This is a genomic window from Natrialba sp. INN-245 (genome assembly GCF_009807105.1).
Classification (GTDB): Archaea; Halobacteriota; Halobacteria; order Halobacteriales; family Natrialbaceae; genus Natrarchaeobius; species Natrarchaeobius swarupiae.
This window is the reverse complement of sequence record NZ_WUBV01000017.1, coordinates 260,575-280,229: the sequence shown is the minus strand read 5'-3', so window position 1 is coordinate 280,229 and position 19,655 is coordinate 260,575. Positions and strand designations below refer to the sequence as shown.

18 protein-coding genes and 1 tRNA gene are annotated in these 19,655 nt (G+C 64.1%); 15 read left to right on the top strand and 4 right to left on the bottom strand.

All coding sequences use genetic code 11. From position 1 onward, the window contains the following. From GRS80_RS06200 to GRS80_RS06180, 5 genes are all read left to right on the top strand, one after another. A complete protein-coding gene (locus tag GRS80_RS06200; protein ID WP_160046798.1) occupies positions 1-2,115 on the top strand; it encodes a type II secretion system F family protein in 2,115 nt (704 codons plus the stop codon). Between the two features lie 173 nt (positions 2,116-2,288). Continuing rightward, the gene (locus GRS80_RS06195) at positions 2,289-2,963 is read left to right on the top strand and encodes a class I SAM-dependent methyltransferase (protein ID WP_160046797.1); all 675 of its coding nucleotides are present in this window, start codon (positions 2,289-2,291) and stop codon (positions 2,961-2,963) included. Positions 2,964-3,070: 107 nt separating this feature from the next. Continuing rightward, positions 3,071-3,141, top strand: a tRNA-Gly gene (locus GRS80_RS06190). A gap of 341 nt (positions 3,142-3,482) precedes the next feature. After that, complete coding sequence (locus tag GRS80_RS06185; protein WP_160046796.1) at positions 3,483-4,061, top strand: winged helix-turn-helix domain-containing protein; 579 nt, start codon at positions 3,483-3,485, stop codon at positions 4,059-4,061. Beyond that, entirely contained in the window at positions 4,062-4,568 is a 507-nt protein-coding gene (locus GRS80_RS06180) for a hypothetical protein (RefSeq protein ID WP_160046795.1), read from the top strand. 673 nt (positions 4,569-5,241) lie between these two features. Here GRS80_RS06180 and GRS80_RS06170 read toward each other — a convergent pair. Both GRS80_RS06170 and GRS80_RS06165 read right to left on the bottom strand, forming a co-directional pair. Then, positions 5,242-6,492, bottom strand: a complete 1,251-nt coding sequence (locus GRS80_RS06170; protein WP_160046794.1) for an RNA-guided endonuclease TnpB family protein — start codon at positions 6,490-6,492, stop codon at positions 5,242-5,244. 322 nt (positions 6,493-6,814) lie between these two features. Beyond that, positions 6,815-7,366, bottom strand: a complete 552-nt coding sequence (locus tag GRS80_RS06165) for a hypothetical protein (RefSeq protein WP_160046793.1) — start codon at positions 7,364-7,366, stop codon at positions 6,815-6,817. 134 nt (positions 7,367-7,500) lie between these two features. Between GRS80_RS06165 and GRS80_RS06160 the strand changes: the two genes are divergently transcribed. From GRS80_RS06160 to GRS80_RS06150, 3 genes are all read left to right on the top strand, one after another. Next, positions 7,501-8,064, top strand: a complete 564-nt coding sequence (locus tag GRS80_RS06160; RefSeq protein ID WP_343161470.1) for a GNAT family N-acetyltransferase — start codon at positions 7,501-7,503, stop codon at positions 8,062-8,064. A gap of 256 nt (positions 8,065-8,320) precedes the next feature. After that, a complete protein-coding gene (gene fen / locus GRS80_RS06155) occupies positions 8,321-9,298 on the top strand; it encodes a flap endonuclease-1 (RefSeq protein WP_160046792.1) in 978 nt (325 codons plus the stop codon). Positions 9,299-9,365: 67 nt separating this feature from the next. Then, positions 9,366-10,175 carry a cobalt-precorrin-7 (C(5))-methyltransferase gene (locus GRS80_RS06150; RefSeq protein ID WP_160046791.1) on the top strand — a complete coding sequence of 270 codons (810 nt, stop codon included), beginning with the start codon at positions 9,366-9,368 and terminating at the stop codon, positions 10,173-10,175. Between the two features lie 174 nt (positions 10,176-10,349). Here the strand turns inward: GRS80_RS06150 and GRS80_RS20330 are convergent, their stop codons facing one another. Next, the gene (locus GRS80_RS20330; RefSeq protein WP_200840336.1) at positions 10,350-10,514 is read right to left on the bottom strand and encodes a hypothetical protein; all 165 of its coding nucleotides are present in this window, start codon (positions 10,512-10,514) and stop codon (positions 10,350-10,352) included. 222 nt (positions 10,515-10,736) lie between these two features. Between GRS80_RS20330 and GRS80_RS06145 the strand changes: the two genes are divergently transcribed. The 3 genes from GRS80_RS06145 (at position 10,737) to GRS80_RS06135 (ending at position 14,563) form a co-directional block, all read left to right on the top strand. Then, positions 10,737-12,062: a cobyrinic acid a,c-diamide synthase gene (locus tag GRS80_RS06145; RefSeq protein WP_160046790.1), complete on the top strand. Its 1,326-nt coding sequence runs from the start codon at positions 10,737-10,739 to the stop codon at positions 12,060-12,062. A 137-nt stretch (positions 12,063-12,199) separates the two neighbouring features. After that, positions 12,200-13,783, top strand: coding sequence for a hypothetical protein (locus GRS80_RS06140; protein WP_160046789.1), 1,584 nt, complete (start codon positions 12,200-12,202; stop codon positions 13,781-13,783). A gap of 87 nt (positions 13,784-13,870) precedes the next feature. Further along, the gene (locus GRS80_RS06135) at positions 13,871-14,563 is read left to right on the top strand and encodes a cobalt-factor II C(20)-methyltransferase (RefSeq protein WP_160046788.1); all 693 of its coding nucleotides are present in this window, start codon (positions 13,871-13,873) and stop codon (positions 14,561-14,563) included. Between the two features lie 39 nt (positions 14,564-14,602). Here the strand turns inward: GRS80_RS06135 and GRS80_RS06130 are convergent, their stop codons facing one another. Next, a complete protein-coding gene (locus tag GRS80_RS06130) occupies positions 14,603-15,400 on the bottom strand; it encodes a YqcI/YcgG family protein (protein WP_160046787.1) in 798 nt (265 codons plus the stop codon). A 309-nt stretch (positions 15,401-15,709) separates the two neighbouring features. Here GRS80_RS06130 and GRS80_RS06125 point away from each other — a divergent pair, with 309 nt between their 5' ends. From GRS80_RS06125 to surE, 4 genes are all read left to right on the top strand, one after another. Continuing rightward, positions 15,710-16,123, top strand: coding sequence for a hypothetical protein (locus GRS80_RS06125; RefSeq protein WP_200840335.1), 414 nt, complete (start codon positions 15,710-15,712; stop codon positions 16,121-16,123). A gap of 128 nt (positions 16,124-16,251) precedes the next feature. Beyond that, a complete protein-coding gene (locus tag GRS80_RS06120; RefSeq protein ID WP_160046785.1) occupies positions 16,252-17,070 on the top strand; it encodes a prephenate dehydrogenase/arogenate dehydrogenase family protein in 819 nt (272 codons plus the stop codon). Then, positions 17,067-18,566, top strand: a complete 1,500-nt coding sequence (locus GRS80_RS06115; RefSeq protein WP_160046784.1) for a class I SAM-dependent methyltransferase — start codon at positions 17,067-17,069, stop codon at positions 18,564-18,566. Before GRS80_RS06120 ends, GRS80_RS06115 begins: the two co-directional genes overlap by 4 nt. An 86-nt stretch (positions 18,567-18,652) precedes the next feature. Beyond that, positions 18,653-19,471: a 5'/3'-nucleotidase SurE gene (gene surE / locus GRS80_RS06110; RefSeq protein WP_160046783.1), complete on the top strand. Its 819-nt coding sequence runs from the start codon at positions 18,653-18,655 to the stop codon at positions 19,469-19,471. Positions 19,472-19,655 lie beyond the last annotated feature (184 nt).

The window sequence follows — 19,655 nt, the reverse complement described above, 5'->3', positions numbered from 1 at the left end:
ATGGAGTACGTGACCGTCGTTCCGCTCGCGATTGCGCTGTGTTGTCTGGTCCCGATCGTTCTCTCCCAGTTTCACGCGCGTGTCGACCGCCTGCTTACCCGAACTTCGGTTCGCCTGTTCGGCCGATATATCGACGAGTTCAAACGCGAGCATCCGTCGAGGCAGTCGGCGCTCCGGGCGGCGCAGTTTCCGACGACCTACAGAGAGTACGGCTCGAAAACGATGCTGTACGCCGCGGTGCTCGCCGTCGTCGGCTCGATCGTCGGCATCTACGCCATCTGGCTCCTCTTGCTCGTCCTCGCGATCGACCCCGAGACGATGCGCGAGGCGTTGCCCGGTGCCCTCGAGTTCCTCGCGAGCCTCGGCGGTCTGCCAGCGCTGTCGCCGGTCGAGCTGTTCGGCCTGGTCGTCCTCGCCTGCCTCACGGTCGGCACGCTCGCTGGCACCGGAACGTACTGGCTTCGCTGGTGGTACCCCAGCTACGTCGCCGACGCCCGCGCCCAGCGAATCGAGACGGCGCTCCCGACCACGGTCTCGTTTATCTACGCGCTCTCGAGAAGCGGCATGTCGTTTCCCACGGTCGTTCGAATCGTCGCCCGCCACCAGGAGACGTACGGCGAAGCCGCCGCCGAGTTCGACGTCGCCGTCCGCCACATGGACACGTTCGGCACCGACGTCGTCACCGCCTTGCAGACGATGGGACGGCGGTCGCCGAGCACTCAGTTCAGCGAGTTCACCGAGAACCTCGTCAGCGTGATGCAGAGTGGTCACAACCTCTCCGAGTTCCTCGAACGTCAGTACCACGACTTTCAGGACGAAGCCGAAGCCCAACAAGAGAGCACGCTCGAGACGCTCAGCACGCTGGCTGAGGCGTACGTCACGGTACTCGTCGCTGGGCCGCTGTTTCTCATCACGATACTCGTCGTCATCGGCATCGCCGTCGGCGACACCCTGGACCCGCTGCAGGCACTGATCTACCTGATCCTGCCGCTTGGCAACCTCGCGTTTATCGTCTACTTGAGTATGGTCACCGACGCGATCGTTCCCGGCACCGACGCGCCGGACAGTTGCTCACGTACGGAGGCCGAACTCGCCGGCCCCGGACACCGGGCGAAAGCCGACGGCGGCGTCGTTGGTTCTTCGCCCGGCGCTGCTCACGGCGGTTCCGATGGATCCGAGACCGTGCGAACGAACCTCGACCGGCTCGGCCACTATCGCCGGCTTCGATCGCTCCGCGAACGGTTCGGCGATCCGATTGGTTCGTTGATAGAGCGCCCGATTCGAACGCTCGCGATCACCGTTCCCGTCGCCGCCGGCGCGATCGGCTGGCAGCTTCGGTCTACCGCGGGCGATGGCGGGTTCGACCCGGCGGCGATCGACGACACGGTCGCACTCGGGTTGCTGGTCGTCCTCGTCCCGTTCGCGATCGCCTACGAACTCCACCGCCGACGGATCCGGGCGATCGAGGCGGCGGTTCCCGACCTGCTCGATCGCCTCGCCAGCGTCAACGAGGCCGGGATGTCGATCGTCTCGGCTATCGGCCACGTCCGCGAGTCGGAACTCGGCCCGCTCAGCGCGGAACTCGAGCACGTCTGGACGGACGTCCAGTGGGGGGCTGACCTCGAGACCGCACTCCACCGGTTCGAGGGGCGCGTCCGGACGCGTTCGGTCTCCCGCGTCGTCACCCTGCTGACCGAATCGATGAACGCAAGCGGGAATCTCGCCACAGTGCTTCGAATCGCCGCCAGACAGGCCGCGGCGGATCGCCGCCTCGAGCGCGAACGCGCCCAGGCGATGGTCGAGTACATGGTCGTCGTCTACGTCTCGTTTCTCGTCTTCCTGTTTATCATCGCGGTACTCGGCGCGTACCTGTTACCGAACCTCCCGACGGAAGGGGCCGACGTGGGCAACGGTGGTGCTGCAGGTTCGTTCAGTGGCTTCTCGGAGGGTGCAGCCGATGCCTACGGGATGTTGTTTTATCACGCGGCACTGGTCCAAGGGTTACTCTCCGGGCTGATCGCGGGTCAGTTGAGCACCGGTGACGTGAAGGCGGGAGCGAAACACGCGGCGATCATGATCTCACTCGCGCTCGCGCTGTTCGTGCTCGTGGTGTGAACGCGTCGAACTCTGATACGGTTTGCTGTAAATCGTTACCACCGAAACCGCGACCCGTCTGCGGTTTTGGCGGTAAAACGTTACAGCAATCCGTATGACGTCGTTTCCGGTGTGGACGCGGTGGGCCGCCCGCAGTCGAACGCTTTTTGCGAGTCGACCGCGGATCACCGACGATGGCCGACGAGGACGGCGAGCGAACACGACGGGCCGACGTTCGCGACACCTACGACCGGATCGCGACCCACTTCGCGTCTACGCGCGAGTACGCCTGGCCCGAGGTCGAGGCGTTCGTCGGCGAGCACGCCGACCACTCGACCGATGGCGTCGGTCTCGACCTCGGCTGTGGTAACTGCCGACACGCGGAGTTGCTCGCCGACGCCGGTCTCGAGTCCGTCCTCGGCGTCGACGTCAGCCGCGGGCTGCTCGAGACCGGCCGGGACCGCGCGACCGACCGGGGGTTCGACGTCGCCCTCTGTCAGGCCGACGCGGCGTCGCTCCCGCTGGCCGCCGACTCCGTCGCTGTCGGCGTCTACGTCGCGACGCTCCACCACCTCCCGACTCGAGAGACGCGCGTGGCAAGTCTCGACGAACTCGCTCGCGTGCTCGCACCCGGCGGCCGGACCCTCGTCAGCGCGTGGTCGACAGCCCACGACCGCTTCGACGAGACCGACGGCTTCGATACGACCGTCGAGTGGACGCTCCCCGGCGGCACCACGGTCGACCGCTTCTATCACATCTACGCACCCGAAGAGTTCGAACGCGATCTCCTCGAGAGCAACCTCGAGATCCGCGAGTGGGAGCTCTCGAGTGGGAACTGTTACGCGACGGTCGCCGGCTCGAGCGAGTAGTTCCGCGACCTGACGGTCCGACCGACCGAAAACCGCTCGACTCGAGTCCACTCACACTCGAGTCGAAAAGGAAGAGCCTTAAACGTGGAGCCGAAATCGGATACCGAGCGCGGATGGTCTAGTGGTAGGACCTGAGCCTTCCAAGCTCATGGCCCGGGTTCAAATCCCGGTCCGCGCATATTTCCACGCGAGCAACTTCGTGAGCGTGAAATATCGCAGAGGGATTTGAATCAGACTGAGGTTCTGCGAACGAAGTGAGCAGGTTCTCAGGCGTGGTTCAAATCCCGGTCCGCGCATTGCTGCGGCGAGCAACTTCGTGAGCAGCAGAAATCGTATACTCGTCAGCGGGCGTACTGCCTCGCTACGCTTTATCGAAATCGAATAGATGGGTGTGACAGTCGCATAAACAGGGTTCGCCGACACAGTACCGCGAGTGGTTGGCATTCAAAAGCGCATATGGCCATATAATTAGTTGACAAACAAGGTTATTGTTCTCGAGGGCAAATAATAGATTAGAATATGGCTGACGACGAATCTCTGGCACCACCCGAAGCGATCGAGATCGGGGACGAGGCGGAACACACCGACGAATGGACGGACGAGATGCCGGGAGTCGACCGCGTGATTTCGGTCGCGTTGACACTCGAACAACCGCGGACGGCGGACTGGATTGCGGAGCAAGCCGAGGTATCACCGACGACGGCACGGAGTCACCTCGAGCGGTTGGTCGATCTGCATGTCCTAAGTGCAGTCGAACAGAGAGGTGCGAAGACGTACTATCCCGATGCCGCGTACCAGCGGTTCAAAGAAGTGTCACAACTGATTGAGGAACATACTCGCGACGAGATCGAGACGATAGCGGTCACCGCAAAGGAGGACATCGAGGAACTCAGGGATACCTACGGTATCGAGAGCCCAGACGAACTGCGGAAACTCGCGACGGCCGAAGACACCTCCTCGACGGAGGCACGGGAGTACTTCAAAAAGGCTTCTGAGTGGGACTCACACTCGCACATGGTCTCGATAGCAGAGGAAGCGCTCGAGCGATACGAGAAATTCAGCGAGCACTACCAACCGCCGGTAGATTCTGCTGTATAAATGTCTCTCGGCGCTTTGCTGGCAGATGGCGGATCCGACCCGATCTGGCTCTCCGGTCGTCGTGGTCGGATCTTCGAGCAGTTACGCGTTAATCTGAACCACCATCCCGCGACCGAGACGGTAATCGTCAGACCGACACGCGACCAGAAAGACCGGAAACTCGTCGCTCGCTTCGATACGCAGATCCTGGTCGATGGGCTCGTCGGCGCGGACGAAGCCAGACTCGAGATCAACTGGTGGACGCATCCGCCCGGGATCGACGACCAGTTCAAATTCCACTACGTCGAGTCGTTGGGCTACGATTGCGGCTGGCATCGACAACCGCATCCGGAGGAATCAGACATCCCGTTCGACCACTTTCAGCAGCGGGCCTCGCCGGAGAGCGACTACCGGTACCAGGGTGTCGACTTTCTGGAAGACACTCCCGTCGGACTACTGTGGGAAGTGACGCGAACGCGACTGCCGAGGATCATCCGGGCTCGGTACGATCCCGAGACGGAGTTTTAGGATTCGTCGCCTATCGCGACGTATATCTCCCAGTGACGGTCCATCCTGTGTCTCCCGATGAACCCCAGCAATCGCTCACGATCCGCATGAGGCGTCATGCCCTCGAGCTCGTCGCCGGTCGAGAAATTAAGATCAACGATTCGTACTATGCCTCTACGTTCGAGTTATCGTTCGAAACGAGCACTGGGGCCTCCCCCGTAGCGACGAGAGTTCGTGACCGACTGAAAACAACGGTAGATCGGATGGTACGTATTATCGATGTAAGCCCTGATCTCACGACACCGATATTTATAATATCCTATATGATGTTTCCAGTCGAGGAAACCAGGAACGCTGACGAGGCAAAATACAATACTGAGGCGGGATGACCGGCGAAACGACCGTTGAATCTGTGTCGTTCGGCGTCGATTCTTGGAGCGCTTCTTTGACGATCTCGGTCCTGTTCGTATGCGTTATTTCGGCTGCGATGTCCGCGTTTTCCAGGAGTTCTTCCGGAAGCCGGAAGGTGATCCGTGTCGTTCCCACATCGACCACCTGTACATACATTGTACCTTGAAACTGCTTCCCCCTCCCCCATCCTCTTCTTCTAATCGGGGAGACGGTAGTGCAGAGTGACATCCTCTCCGGCGTGAACGCCGGAGCTTCCCGTACTGCAGTTGGGATATTTGCCGGTCTACGATACGACCTGTTCTCTCGTGTTGAACGTCCCGCTCTCGCGGTCGAACAGGTGTATCGATGGCTGAGCCACACAGCCGTTACTCCTATCCTCGCCGTGAGGACTCGGAGTTATCTTCTGGCGCATGTTCTCCGCCCCGTTACAATCCGCATTCCCGACCAACTCGCACGACGAACAAACGTACAGGCCACGTTCGACACGGTTCGACTTCGTGTCGTCACCACACGCCGAACACATCTTCGAGGTCTCCCACTCGTTCTCTTTCAGTACCTCGACACCACGAACCTTCCCTTTGTATTCGAGGTACTGGTAGATGCGATCGAACGCCCACGAGTGCAACTTCTTGTTGCCGGTCTTGCCCCAGTCTGACTCATGTACGTCCTCAGGCCAACTCACGGCAAGCGTGCCGACACCACGTTCCACACACTCGGTGATGATCGTGTCCGTGAGGACGTGGTAGAAGTGCGTCTCGCGGTCTGCGAGCTTCTGACGTGCCCACATCGACTTCTCTGACGGGCCGTTCTCACCCTCAGTCTCGTACTCTGCTCGGCTGAAGTAGTGCCTGTCTTCTTTGAGCAAGTGCCCGGGGTACAGCACGTATTCGTCGGGGAAGGCGACCGTGGCGATGTTCGTGATGCCGAGGTCGATTCCAGCAACGCCGTCGCCTGCGGAGTCGTTGGTTTCGAGTTCGACTTTGCAGACGAAGTGCAGTTCCCACTCGTTACCGTTCCAGACCGCCCGAACGTTCTGCACCCTATTGACCTCTGAAAGGTCAATGTCGGGCCGGGTCTGGTACTCACAGAGGATGAAGTCCGACCAGTTTTCTTTGAGGTTGGAGCCTTTCGAGAGTCGGACGCGGTTGTTCTCGGGGTCGTGTTTGAACCCGTCTGCTTTGAACGTAACCGTACTCTTAGGTCGTGTGTCGCCGTTTTTGCGGTAGCCGGGTGGATTCGCCTCGTCATCCTTGTGTCGCAGGTCGAACCACGACTGAAAAGCGTCAGACAGTTCTTCGATGACTTTCTGACTGGATTGTGCGTTCAAATCTTTCCAGCACGACTGGTTCTTCATGTACGCTTTGAGCGTTCTTTCGTCTGGGATTTCGCCTGTTGCGTTCCAGATGCGGTCGGCTGTCCAGCGTGCGACGTTCCAAATCTTCGAGGCGGATTCTCCGAGCGAATCGAGGCCATCACAGACCTGTCGCTGGTTCTGGAGAGAGCCAACGTAGGTACGAGTGACCTCGATCGCCATGTATAGCCTATGTAGATAATCCAACTTAATGGTATGGATGAGCGTGGAATATCCAGTCTGCCATCGAGCGGTGGATTATGGAGTTGAGTGACGCGATTCACGCCCACCGTAAACGGTGGGATTCTTTCGCTGTTCCAAGATAGGAATCAAGGCCTAACTCGGCGAATTCCGGGGTTGACAAACAGATGTTGATTTCGCGACACACTCACTGCTGATGGGGTCGAAACTACATTCGACGTATAGCCGAAATACGGGAGCAGAGGGTCTGTGAGGACTTCTGCACCAGCGTCAGATTCGAAACTGCTGGCCCTCGCGTGTCGTCTCACTCGGAGAACGGGCCGTCCGGCGATCGATCGCTCAGGTCGATCGAGATCGCGAAGACGATCCCGAGGACCGTTCCGAACAGCAGGTGACCGAGTAGGCTCTCGACGGCGATCGCGGGGAACTCACCCCCCGCAGCGGTTCCGATCGTCTCGAGCCAGACTGGCAGGACGATCAGCGGGAGGATCGCCCAGATCGCGAGTCCGAAGACGAAGCCGGCGGCGACGATCCGCAGTCTGATGCTGGTTTGTGAGAGCGCGTCGGTCTCGGGGTTCATCGTCACCGCACCGAGGATCAAATCGCGCGTGACGAGGAAGCCGAAGACGATCCCCAGAACGATTCCGTGGAGAACGTGGATCCCCCAGCCGACGACGCCAACGGGTTCGAACCCGTAGATCGAGGGGATCGCCGCCGTGAGAACCTCGGGGTTGAACAGCCACATCAGAAGACCGAAGGCCGCGGCACCGATCGCCCCGCCGAGTGCTCCGCCGATCGGCCATCCCCGCTGGCTACTGATCCCGAACGCGGTCGCCGTGTCGGATTCGGTGCTCATAGTGACCACTCGTACCACGAACAGCGTCAAAAGCGTTCGACCGGCATACGCATCGACGGCGGAACCGTCGTCGAGTCTTCGAGCATCGCACTCGCTCCGGTGGCTACTTTGCTGGCGGCACTCGAGAGGCGACCGTGGAGTACGACCTACTCGGCTGGCCGCCCGACGGCCCAAAACTCCGACTCGACCACGAGCGCTTTAGCTACGCCGGCAAGTTCGTCATGACGAACACGGGGAAGGCGGTCGCCCGCGCCGACGACGAAATCGTCGCGGCGGCGGCGTTCAACGAGGATCGGACCGACGAGGGAACGCTGTGGATCCGGTACGTCACCGTCGACCGGGAGCGCCGTGGGCAGGGGATCGGACCCGAATTGCTCTCGCTGGTTCGTGACCGAGCGCGCGAGCGGGGCTACGACCGGCTCCGGATCGCCGTCAACAACCCGTTCGCCTACGAGGCGCTCTATCGGACCGGCTTCGCGTACACCGGCGAGACGACCGGGATCGCCGAACTGCTGCTCGAGTACCCGTCGCCGATCTCCGACGCTCGAGCCACAGCCGAAACGCGTCGCGAACGCTACCAGCAGGGGCTCGAGAAGTTTCGTGAACGGGAGCTCTCGGCCGCAGAGGAGGAGTTTCTCGCGTCCCGATGCGGAAGCGATCCGCCCGACTCGATCGGCGATCGTGAGGTCTCCGAGTGAGACGTATACGAGGCCAGCGCTACGACGAGGTCGCCCGTCCAGAACCGAGACAGCCCGCTGCCAGGGCCGTGCCGGCGGTAGCGAGTATTCCGCGGCAGTCGAGGCGGAGGGCTCGAGTCATCGAATACATTGTTTTCGTTACATATCCCGCTATCAAAGGCGTTTTCGTTCCCCGCGAACGGCGGTTCCGGTCCCCCGATCGGAGGTCAATCCGGAAGCCAACGATTCAAATCCCAGTCCCATCAATACCCTCTCAATGGGAAACGCCGCACTACGCGACATCGCCGTTATCGAGGAGATTCCCTTCGACGACGTCGAGGGGGTCGTCGCCGTCGACGCGCACAACTGGCTCTACCGGTATCTGACGACGACGGTCAAGTGGACCTCGAGCGGGAAGTACACGACGGCGGACGGAACCGAAGTGGCGAATCTGATCGGTATCGTCCAGGGACTCCCCAAGTTCTTCGAGAACGATATCGTGCCGGTGATGGTGTTCGATGGCGGCCCCTCGGAACTCAAAGCAGACGAGATCGAGTCCCGCCGCGAACAGCGCCGAACGTACGAGGAGCAACTCGAGGTCGCCCGCGAGGAGGGTGACGAACTCGCGATCGCCCAACTCGAGTCACGAACCCAGCGGCTGACGCCGGAGATCCAGGAGACCAGCCGGGAACTCCTCCGACTGCTCGACGTGCCGGTCGTCGAGGCCCCCGCGGAGGGAGAGGCGCAGGCGGCGCATATGGTCCGGCGCGGCGACGCCGACTACGTCGGCTCCGAAGACTACGACGCCCTGCTGTTCGGCGCGCCGCTGACGCTCCGACAGCTGACGAGCAAGGGCGATCCGGAACTCATGGACCTCGAGGCGACGCTCGCCCACCACGACCTCACCTTAGAACAGTTGATCGACGCGGCGATCCTCATCGGGACGGACTTCAACGACGGCGTCTCCGGCATCGGCCCGAAGACCGCGATTTCGGCGATCACCGAACACGGTGACCTCTGGAGCGTTCTCGAGGCCCGCGGCGACCACGTCGAGTACGGCGACCGGGTCCGCGCGCTGTTCAGGGACCCGAACGTGACCGACGACTACGCGTTCGATCCGGACCTCGACCCGGACCTCGAGGCGGCGAGGGCGTACGTCGTCGACGAGTGGAGCGTCGACGCCGACGAGGTCGAACGCGGCTTCGAGCGGATCGAAGAGAGCGCCACCCAGACGGGGTTGGATCGATGGACGTAGCCTCAACTGGCCCGTGGCCCCCTCACGTCGAAGGCGGGACGAGTCGCGACGACTCGGAGGTGAGGCGATGACCGACGACTACGACCTCGAGTTGGGCCCGGATCCGGCGACGTTCGCAGCCGAGTCGCCGGAGGTCGACCTCGAGGAGGGAGACGATCCCGTTCACGCCGTCGGCATCGGCCCGGGAAACCTCGAGTACCTGACCCCCCGGGGCGAGCGGGCGATCCGCGAGGCCGACGTCCTCGTCGGCTTCTCGACCGTCGTCGAGTTCGTCGAGGAACGAACCGACGCGGACCTGCTGACCTGTGGGTACAAAGACGAAGCCGAGGCGCTGTCGGCGTTCGGCGAGCGTGTTGCCGACGGCGAGACCGGCGTCGCCGTCGCGATGGGCGACCCGAATCACTCGGGCTATCAGTTCGTCGGGAAGGTCGAAAACGCCGTCGAGTGCGTCGCCGATCGGCGGGGCGACGAGCCGAGGTCGGTCCGCGTCGTCCCCGGCATCTCCTCGCTCCAGGTCGCCGCCAGCCGTGTACGGACGCCGATGGAGGACACCGAGTTCGTCACGCTCCACAAGAGCGGGGACCTCGAGGCGGATATGGATCGGCTCGCGACCGCCGTCGGCGAACGCCACCTGCTCGTCCTTCCGCGCCCGTTCGATCGGATGCCCGGCGATCTCGCCGCTTTTCTGCTCGAGAACGGTGCCGATCCGGATCTCGAGGCGCTGGTCCTGGAGAAGCTCACCCTCGCGGACGAGGAGATCCACCGGTTCACGCTCGAGGGACTCGCGGAGCACGCCGGCGGGAGCGGAACGGAGGACACGCCGTTTTCGGATCTGGTGGTGCTCGCGGTTCGTCGACCAGTCCACCGGACCGACTGATACGGAACGACGTACCGATATACCTGCGCGACCGCAGGACGGCTCGCGGTTGCGTCCGAAACGACTGGCCAGAAACCGTGTGACTCGATCCGGTCGTTCAGACGTACTTCGACTGCCATCGCTGTCTCCGTCTCGAGTGTCGGTCTGCAAAACAGACGTCGAACAGTCGTACTGCTACTCGTCGTGCTCGTACTCGCTGAGAACTGCCGCGACAGTATCCGTCACCTGTGCGATGGCGACGTCGTTGGTCTTTCTGAGGTCGCCGTTTCGCGCACACTCGAGGTGGCGAAGCGCCTCACGGAGGTGGTGTTCGGTCAGCGTCTCGTCGTTCGGGGACATGGTAATCGGAAAGGCTTGTAACGGATTGGTGCGGTTAAGTTCGTCGGTGGATATGCGAACGCCTGACATGGACAGAGCCACGCCGACCACCGACGGATTCAAGTCCGGTTGTACGAACGCAACTAGACTGATGAACGACGAATCGACCGGCGGACGGGGCGGCGAGAACGGCGAGTTGATCGGCCCGAACGGGGCGGCGGGTCGCGTCTCGAGGCGGCGACGATGAAGGGGTTCGTCCTCGGGGGCGTGAGTTCGGGCGTCGGAAAAACCGTCGCGACGCTGGCGATCACCCAGGCGCTGTCCGATGCCGGCTACACGGTCCAGCCGACGAAAGCGGGGCCGGACTTCATCGATCCGAGCCACCACGAGGCGATCGCGGAACGCCCCTCGAGAACGCTCGACCTGTGGCTCTGTGGCGAAGACGGTCTGCGCCGAAACTACCATCGCGGCGAAGGCGACGTCTGCGTCGTCGAGGGTGTCATGGGACTGTACGACGGTGACGGCTCGAGCACCGCGATGGTTGCTGAGGCACTCGACCTGCCGGTCGTCCTCGTCGTCGACGCCAAAGCAGGGATGGAAAGCGTCGCGGCGACGGCGTTGGGCTTTCGCGAGTACGCCGACGCGATCGGCCGAGAGGTCGACGTTGCGGGGATCGTCGCCCAGCGCGCCCACGGCGGCCGCCACGAGGCGGGAATCCGCGAGGCGCTTCCCGATGACCTCGCGTACTTCGGCCGAATTCCGCCGAACGCCGACCTCGAGATTCCGGACCGACACCTCGGACTCGAGATGGGGGAGGAGGCGGCGCTGCCGCGGGAGGCGCTCCGCGAAGCGGCCGAAACGCTCGAGGCTGAGCGGCTGGCGGCTGTCGCCCGCGAGCCACCCGAACCGGCCGCCAAGGGCAATCACCCGGCCGCCAATCTACCATCGACCGAGCCGCGGATCGCCGTCGCCAGCGACGCCGCCTTCGCCTTTCGGTATCCGGCGACGATCGAACGGTTCCGTGAGCGCGGCGAGGTAGTGACGTTCTCGCCCGTCGCGGGCGAGGAGGTTCCCGACTGCGACGCCGTCTACCTGCCCGGCGGCTACCCGGAACTCCACGCCGCGGAACTCGAGTCGTCCGGAACGCTCTCGGAACTCGCGGACCTCGCGAGCGACGGACTACCCGTGCTGGGGGAGTGTGGCGGTCTGATGGCGATGAGCGAGTCGCTGACGACGGCGGCGGGCGATCGGTACGAGATGGCCGGGATCCTGCCGGCGGACGTGACCATGCACGACGGGTACCAGGCGCTCGATCACGTCGAACTCGAGGCGGTGAACGGCACACTCACGGCCACAGCCGGAGAGCGAATCCGGGGACACGAGTTTCACTACTCGAGCGCCGACGTCGACGCGGACGCCCGCTTTGCCTTCGAAACCGTCCGCGGGAGCGGCATCGACGGCGACCACGACGGACTGACCGAGTACGACTCTCTGGGCACCTACGTTCACATCCACGCCGAGAGCGGAGCGTTCGATCGGTTCCTCGAAACGGTCTCGCCGAATCGATGACCGGCCTGCCAACCATACCCGTCCCGCCGACTGGTACATCGGGGTCGGGTATCGGTCCGCCGCCAGCGATCCCGTTCCGGCGATTATTCTCACACACTGTCGAATAATTTATATCGAGTCACTCTCGAGTATTGATCGTGTCTTCGTTCAGGGCTGTTCTCTCGCGGACAACATCGAACCGTCGACTCGTCGCCGTCACGGCGCTCGTCGCGGCCCTCGAGGGGGGCGTCCGAATCGCGCTCGTCGACTTTCTCGACCTCTATTTCGGCGACGTCTGGCTCGCTGGCGCGGTCGTCCTCTGGCCGCCGGTCTTCGCCGTCTTCGGCCTCGCGGCCGTCTCCTCGACGGCACGGGATGCGATCACGGGGAAGAAAGCCAGGGCCGAAGACGACGTCGCCGGACGCGGGTGGGACGGCGAAATCGCGGGACGACTGGCGGCGCTGGCCGCGCTCGCGACCGTCGGTCACTGGGTCGCGGTCGTCCTCGGGACCGTCCTCTTTCTGGTGGTCGATACGCCGATCAGGTTCGTACTGTACTGGGCCGGCCACGGTGATCTGTTCACGTTCACCGTCGTCACGTTCGGCCCGTTCGCCGGCATCGGGGTCGGAATGCTCGTCGCGTGGACCCTTCCAGGGATCGCGGTTGCCGAGATCGGACGCGGTGTGCGCGTCACCGACGCGTTCCGAACGGCAATCGCCGCACCGTGGTCGGGCCCGCGGTCGCTCGCGACGGCGACGGCCTGGACGCTTGCGTTCGTCGGCTTCACGGCTGGCGCGTTCGTCGTCATCGATCGCGTAGTGCGCTGGTTCGAGGACGCCCCACTCACGGTCGGCCCGGTCGACGCCGAGATCGTTCCGATCGCCCTCGGCCTCTCGATCCTCGTCGCCGGTGGCGCGGTGTGGCTCGCGGGAGCGCTCGGCCTGGTACTCGACCGATTCGCTGACTCGAGCCTGCCGTCCCGCCCGTCGTCACGGAACACCGCTTCCCGGTCCGTTCCGGTGGCTCGTCTCGCGATCGTCGTCTTGCTCGTCACGTCGCTCGTGGTCGCCGCCGGGGCGATTCGGGCAAACGAGATCCGGCCCGTAGATACCGATCCGGAGCCGCTTCCCGACGACCCCGACGAGTTGTACGCGACCGCTCACGACAACACGGACCGCTCGAACCACGCGTTCCGCTGGCTCAACGCGTCCGCGCCGGACGAGGAGGTGATATACGAGTTCCGGATCGACAGGGAGAACCGTCACATATCGACGTCGCTCGACGGGTTCGACACGTACCACACGAACGCGTTGATGCACAGCGGTCGACCGGCCCCGTTGCCGGGATACGCGATGATGACCGAGGAAGACCGTCTCCCGAGGCTCGGCGAACCCTCGCCGGAGGCCCAAAACTGGACCGTCGTAGCCGAAGACGACGACGAGATCACGCTCGAGGTCACCGATCCGAACGAGGTCCACGTCGCGATTCAGGACCGGAGCCTCGAGGAGTCGTACGACGATCCGGAGGTCCACGAGGCGTGGGCGCGGATGACCGTCGACGGCGACCGGAAGACGTTTTCCCGGGGCGAACTCCGGATGAACGTGACCGACCGGGGTGAGCCAGGTGACGAGTACGACACCCATCTCGCCTACGAGTACGAGACCGACGTCTCCGTGGATCGCCCCGACGAACTCGGCTCGCCCGGCTTCGGTGAGTGGTTCTGGCGCGTCTTCGCGTACTGATCGGCGCGACGTATCGATCGCCCCGTTCTTCGTGGGAGTCGACGGAGAGCGAACGCTTGTTATCGCCGGCGCGACAACGCGAAACCGATGACACTGTACGGCGTTGGACTCGGTCCCGGCGAAGCGGATCTCGTGACGGTTCGTGGCAAACGCGTCCTCGAGCACGCGGACGTGGTCTACTCCCCGGGTCGGCTCTCCCGGTCGGTCGCCCTCGAGCACGTCGACGAATCGAAGATCGGCGATCTCGACTTCCCGATGACGAAAGACGAACAGAAACTGCGGGAAGCCTGGAAGGCGGCCGCCGCGGAAGTCGCCCCGCGGGCGACGGAGGGTGACGTCGCGTTCGTCACGCTGGGCGACCCGAACGTCTACTCGACGTTCGGCCACCTCCGGCGGACGCTCGAGGCGTTTCATCCGGACGTCGACCTCGAGGTCGTCCCCGGCGTGAGCGCGATGACGGCGTTTGCGACCGCACTCGGCGTCGAGGTCGAAGCCGGCGCGGGGCTCTCCCTTCGCGAGGCGGCCGACGGCGCGAGCCCTGCGGGGCCGGATCGGATGATCCTCTTCAAGGTCACTGACGTCCCAGCCACCCACGAAGGCCTCGTCGCGGCCGGCTACGACGTCACCTACGGCCGTCGGCTGTTCATGGAACAGGGCGAGACGGCCGTCACCGACGATCCCTCGGAACTCGAGGAGCGCGATTACTACACGCTCGCTTACGCCGAGAAGGCCGATCTCGTGGTCGAGTCGGCGACGGCGGCGTTCGAACGGGACGGATAGCACCGAAAGTGGATCGGGCTACGGCAGTCTCGCGGCGGGCTACGGCAGTCTCGCGGCGGGTTTCGGATGCTCGCGCGTGATCGTGACCGGACACTCGGACGGCGCTTGCTGGTCGTCCGCCGAGAGCATGTACTGGGGCCACTCGCGGTCGCCCTCGACACCCCAGTCGCCGAGGTCGGCGTGGGGGCAGACGCCGTCGTACTCCTCGAGGCGGTCCTGGATGACCCCGCGGGCGCGCTGTCCGGCGTCGGTGTCGGCGGTCACGTCGAGGCGTTCGAACAGCTCGCGGGGCTGGAACGTGATCTCGAGAGCGATGGGGCAGTATCGACTCTTGCGGTTCTCGTAGAACGGAGCGCGACACGTGGGAAACATGGGTTCGCCGCCGAGACAGAACTCCCAGTAGGGGTCGTCGGGGTCGGTCGGAATGTCCGCCGGCCAGGGCTCGGGGTCGTGGAGATGTAACGTCTGCAGGACGTGCCAGAGCGCGTCGTGATACTCGCGTTCGGAGAGCGGTCGCTCGGGGGGTTTGAAGAACGTCACCAGCGAGGCCTTGTCGGCGTGGTCCTGATAGACGTCGAGGTACTCGAGGATGCGGTCGCGAAGACTCAACAGCGCGTCGGGGTCGCTCATCGACGGCACCGCAGTGTAGAGTGGATCGCCGTGTTGGACGGATTCGGCGCCGAAAAAGCAGGGGAACGGCGAGCCGTTTCGATCGCCGAGAAGTCCGGCTTCGAACGAGCGCCAGTGGTCTGCGACCCACGACGGCGTTTGTCCGTCTCGAACCCGTCGGTCGAGGGTCGCCTGGTCCATCAACGACTGGATGCCTGGCTCGTTCATCGTTCGTGTATGCGTTCGACTCGAGCGTTATGACGGTTTAGGTTCGAACCTCGAACGGACCGGCGGTTCGGATCGCGTTCGTGTCCAAGTTTCAGACCCTCTCGGGCGTAATCGTTGCAACCTGATACGGTCGGTTTCCTTCCCGTCAGTGCCGACCCAGCGGCAACTCCTGGGGCGGGGGCGCCTGGAGATCGTGACGGTAAATCGTACGAGCGGAGGTCAGTGGAGTCTGATAGGTGGTTAGCCGAACGCCGGGAAGCCGTCGGTGTTCGCTCGAGAACGCCACTTCGGGGCGGAGTGAGGTTCGACATGGCAACCCTTTTCCCCGCAGGTAGAGAAGCCGGGAGTATGTCGGACGAACCCGATTCCAACGGCGACACGGACGAAAGCGAGGGCGAGGAGAAATCGTTCCGCGAGCGAGTCGAAGAGATTCGGGAAAAGCGTGCGGAGGAGGGCGAAGGCGAAGGTGAGCCACCGGAGAGTCCGTTCGGCGGCGGTGGCGGCGGCCCCGGCGGTATGGGCGGTAATCCGTTCGCCCAGATGATGGGTGGCATGATGGGCGGCGGACCGGGTGGCGCCCCCGGTGCCGGCCCCGGCGGACCGGGCGGTCGCGGCGAGGAGAGCAACGAGGAACTCGTCCGTGAAGTGCGCCAGCTTCGCGACGAGATGCGCGATCAGACTCGCGCTCTCAAGCGAATCGCCGACGCCCTCGAGGACCAGTAAGTCGCCTACGCTGACCGTTTTTCTGAGAGCCACGATTCCGGAGCGCCAGCGCCGTCGATCGGTTCGATCGAGAAACGTCGGGCGATCGACCGAACTGCTTTTGCGACGCCGGTGGATACGAACAGCCGATGGACGTACTGATCGTCGGCGCGGGTTCGATGGGGACGTGGTTCGGCGGTGCGATCGACGATCCGGTCGCGTTCGCCGACGTCGACGCCGATGCGGCTGGCGCGGCCGCCGACGCAGTTGGGGGAACAGTCGCGGACCTCGACGGCGATTCGAGATACGACGTCGTCTGTCTCGCGGTGCCGATGGCTCACGTCGCCGACGCGGTCGCCGAGCACGCGCCGCGAGCGAAGCGAGCACTCGTCGACGTCTCCGGCGTGATGGGACCGCCACTCGAGGCGATGGCGGAACACGCACCCGACAGCGAACGCCTCAGCCTCCACCCCCTTTTCGCACCCGAACGCGCGCCAGGTTCGATCGCCGTCGTCAGCGATCGGTCAGGGCCGACGACCGACACTCTCCTCGAGGCGCTCGCCGAGCGCGGAAACGACCTGCTCGAGACGACGGCGACCGAACACGACGAGGCGATGGAGACGGTTCAGGCGTCGGCACACGCCGCAGTGCTCTCGTTCGCGCTGGCTGCCGAGTCGGTTCCCGACGGGTTCGAAACGCCGGTCTACGAACAACTCCGGGCGCTGGCCCAACAGGTGACAGCGGGAACACCACGAGTGTATGCCGACATCCAGTACACGTTCGACGGTGCCGACGCGGTCGCCGACGCCGCATCCGAGATCGCGACGGCCGATCACGGCGAACTCGAGGTATTGTATCGCGAGGCGTCGAGTCGCTGGCACGACGGCGAGCCGCTGGACGGCGAAGATGGGTCGACGGACGACGAGGATGGATCGACGGACGAACCCACGGTCGGTGAGACCGAATGACCGATCGCCGCGAGTCGATCAGATCGAACGCGAAGTACCTCCGAAACGTTCGGCCGGTCGACCCCGAGGAGATCTGCGAGTACGTTGAGGGGAACCCCCATCCAGCGGTCGTCCGCCAGACGCTCCGCGAGGAGGCAGTCGACCTCGAGTTGATCGAACGTGATGACGGGACGTTCGTCCCCGTCGACGACGAGCCGGTCGCCCCGCTCGAGAGGGCGATCCGGGCGTTCCCCGCCGACTACGAACGGCGACTCGAGGACCTGCTTGCCGACCGCTACGGCCCGCGCTGGTACGACGGCGGGAGCGGCGACCTGTTGCGGTCGACGATCCGGCGGTTCAAGGCGGACTACCTCGAGGGGCGTCCGGTCGAGTACGACGACGACGTCGCCGCGGGGTACGCGATCTACCACCTGCCGGGGTACTACGCCGCGGTTCAGTACGCCCTCGACGACCTCGCGGAGCGCGGTCTGCTGGGCCAGCGCCTTCGGGTCCTCGACGTCGGTGCCGGCGTCGGCGGTCCCGCGCTCGGACTCTTCGAGTACCTGCCCGACGATGCGCTCTGTGAGTACCACGCCATCGAGCCGAGCGCGGCCGCGGACGTGCTGTCGGAACTGCTCGCCGAAACCGATCGAAACGTCCACACGACGATCCACCGGACAACCGCCGAGGCGTTCGATCCGGCGGCCGTCGCCGAGGGCGACATGGTCGACCCGACGGCACCCGACGGTGGCTTCGACCTCGTGCTCGCGTGTAACGTCTTGAGCGAACTCGAGGAGCCCGTCGCAGTCCTCCGATCGTACCTCGAGACGCTCGCGCCCGACGGGACGGTGCTCGCGATGGCACCGGCGGACAAACACACCAGCATCCAGCTTCGGGAGGTCGAACGCGAACTCGAGGACGAGCAGCTCTGGACTGGCCCGGGTAACGGGTCCGCGGGCGGCGACAGGGTAACCGTCTACAGTCCGACGGTCCGTCTCTGGCCCGGCGAGCGGCCGACGGATCGCGGCTGGTCGTTCGACGTCGGCCCGGATCTCGAGGTACCGTCGTTTCAACGGCGTCTCGACGAGGCGACGCCTGCGGACGACGACGAACACGCGCCGGGCGAGTTCGTCAACGTCGACGTTCAGTACTCCTACTCGCTGTTGCGCCGGGACGGGAGCCGGCGGATCGATCTCTCCCTCGAGACGGGCGACTGGGCGAAGATGGCCGAGATGGATCGCCACGTCACCAACCGGATCGATCTCGTCGCGGCGAAGCTCAGCCACTCGTTGAGCGACGACCCGAACGCCAACCCGCTGTTCAAGATAAGCGACGGAAGCGAATCGATCGACCACTACGCGGTGCTCACCGCCGAGACGGCGCTCAACCGGCCGTTGCTCGAGGCGGAGTACGGCGAACTCTGTTCGCTCGAGGGCGCACTCGCGCTCTGGAACGACGACGAAGGGGCGTACAACCTGGTCGTCGACGAGGAGACGGTCGTCGATCGGATCGCTTAACCGATCGGCTCGGATTCTTGGAGCGCCACCGTATCGCCGTCGTTCCGAGCAGTGCGCTTTTCGTCTCGGCCTTCGACCTGCAATATATGGGCGATACACTCGAGGTGCTCGTGACGAACGACGATGGTATCGATTCGGCAGGCATCCGCGCGGTCTCCAACAGCCTCGCCGAGGTCGCGGACGTGACGGTCGTCGCACCCCTCGAGGACCAGAGTGCTACGGGACGGTCGCTCTCACACGAAGTCGATGTCGTCGAACACGAACTCGGCTACGCGGTGGATGGAACGCCGGCCGACTGCGTCGTCGCCGGACTTGCCGAACTGGGGCCCGTTCCGGATCTCGTCGTTGCAGGCTGTAACCGAGGGGCGAACCTCGGCGAGTACGTGCTCGGTCGATCCGGAACGATCGGCGCGGCGGTCGAGGCGGCGTTTTTCGACGTCCCCGCGATCGCCACGTCAATGTACGTCCCGATCGAACGAGGGCCGGTCTACGAGGCCGACCTCGGACAGGAGGAGTACGCCGAGGCGACGCGAGTGACCACGTTTCTCGCGGAGAACGCACTCGAGGCGGGCGTCTTCGAGCACGCAGGCTACCTGAACGTCAACGTCCCGGTCGCCGGGGGGGATCCCGCCCCGGTCGAGATTACACACCCGTCGAAACGCTACGAGATGGACGCCGAACGCGATGGTGAGACGATTCACCTCACGGACCACATCTGGGATTCGATGGACCCCGAGGTCATTCCCGATCCACCGGGGACGGATCGTCGCGCGGTCGCAGAGGGGCGAATCAGCATTTCGCCACTGGCACCTCCCCACTCGACGAACCACCACGAGATCCTCGAGTCGCTCGCGGAGGCGTACACCGAGATGAGGGGATCCGTCAGGGCGGACGTGTCGGACTAGTGCGGCCACACGTCGTTGCGTCCTCGTCGGACTGTCGTGTGCGGTTTTCAGTGACCGGAACAGCCTGCGTTCTCGGGAGGACGGGACACCGGACAGAGACACGGTCGGGGGCTGCGTACGGGTGTGTCGAAACAGCGTCCGACAGACAGTGCCGTTTCGACCCGGAGTGCTATGTGGGTCCCGG

Coding starts and splice junctions, on each gene's coding strand:
- GRS80_RS06200 (WP_160046798.1), top strand. CDS start 1: ATGGAGTACGTGACCGTCGTTCCGCTCGCGATTGCGCTGTGTTGTCTG.
- GRS80_RS06195 (WP_160046797.1), top strand. CDS start 2,289: ATGGCCGACGAGGACGGCGAGCGAACACGACGGGCCGACGTTCGCGAC.
- GRS80_RS06185 (WP_160046796.1), top strand. CDS start 3,483: ATGGCTGACGACGAATCTCTGGCACCACCCGAAGCGATCGAGATCGGG.
- GRS80_RS06180 (WP_160046795.1), top strand. CDS start 4,062: ATGTCTCTCGGCGCTTTGCTGGCAGATGGCGGATCCGACCCGATCTGG.
- GRS80_RS06170 (WP_160046794.1), bottom strand. CDS start 6,492: ATGGCGATCGAGGTCACTCGTACCTACGTTGGCTCTCTCCAGAACCAG.
- GRS80_RS06165 (WP_160046793.1), bottom strand. CDS start 7,366: ATGAGCACCGAATCCGACACGGCGACCGCGTTCGGGATCAGTAGCCAG.
- fen (WP_160046792.1), top strand. CDS start 8,321: ATGGGAAACGCCGCACTACGCGACATCGCCGTTATCGAGGAGATTCCC.
- GRS80_RS06150 (WP_160046791.1), top strand. CDS start 9,366: ATGACCGACGACTACGACCTCGAGTTGGGCCCGGATCCGGCGACGTTC.
- GRS80_RS20330 (WP_200840336.1), bottom strand. CDS start 10,514: ATGTCCCCGAACGACGAGACGCTGACCGAACACCACCTCCGTGAGGCG.
- GRS80_RS06145 (WP_160046790.1), top strand. CDS start 10,737: ATGAAGGGGTTCGTCCTCGGGGGCGTGAGTTCGGGCGTCGGAAAAACC.
- GRS80_RS06135 (WP_160046788.1), top strand. CDS start 13,871: ATGACACTGTACGGCGTTGGACTCGGTCCCGGCGAAGCGGATCTCGTG.
- GRS80_RS06130 (WP_160046787.1), bottom strand. CDS start 15,400: ATGAACGAGCCAGGCATCCAGTCGTTGATGGACCAGGCGACCCTCGAC.
- GRS80_RS06125 (WP_200840335.1), top strand. CDS start 15,710: ATGGCAACCCTTTTCCCCGCAGGTAGAGAAGCCGGGAGTATGTCGGAC.
- GRS80_RS06120 (WP_160046785.1), top strand. CDS start 16,252: ATGGACGTACTGATCGTCGGCGCGGGTTCGATGGGGACGTGGTTCGGC.
- GRS80_RS06115 (WP_160046784.1), top strand. CDS start 17,067: ATGACCGATCGCCGCGAGTCGATCAGATCGAACGCGAAGTACCTCCGA.
- surE (WP_160046783.1), top strand. CDS start 18,653: ATGGGCGATACACTCGAGGTGCTCGTGACGAACGACGATGGTATCGAT.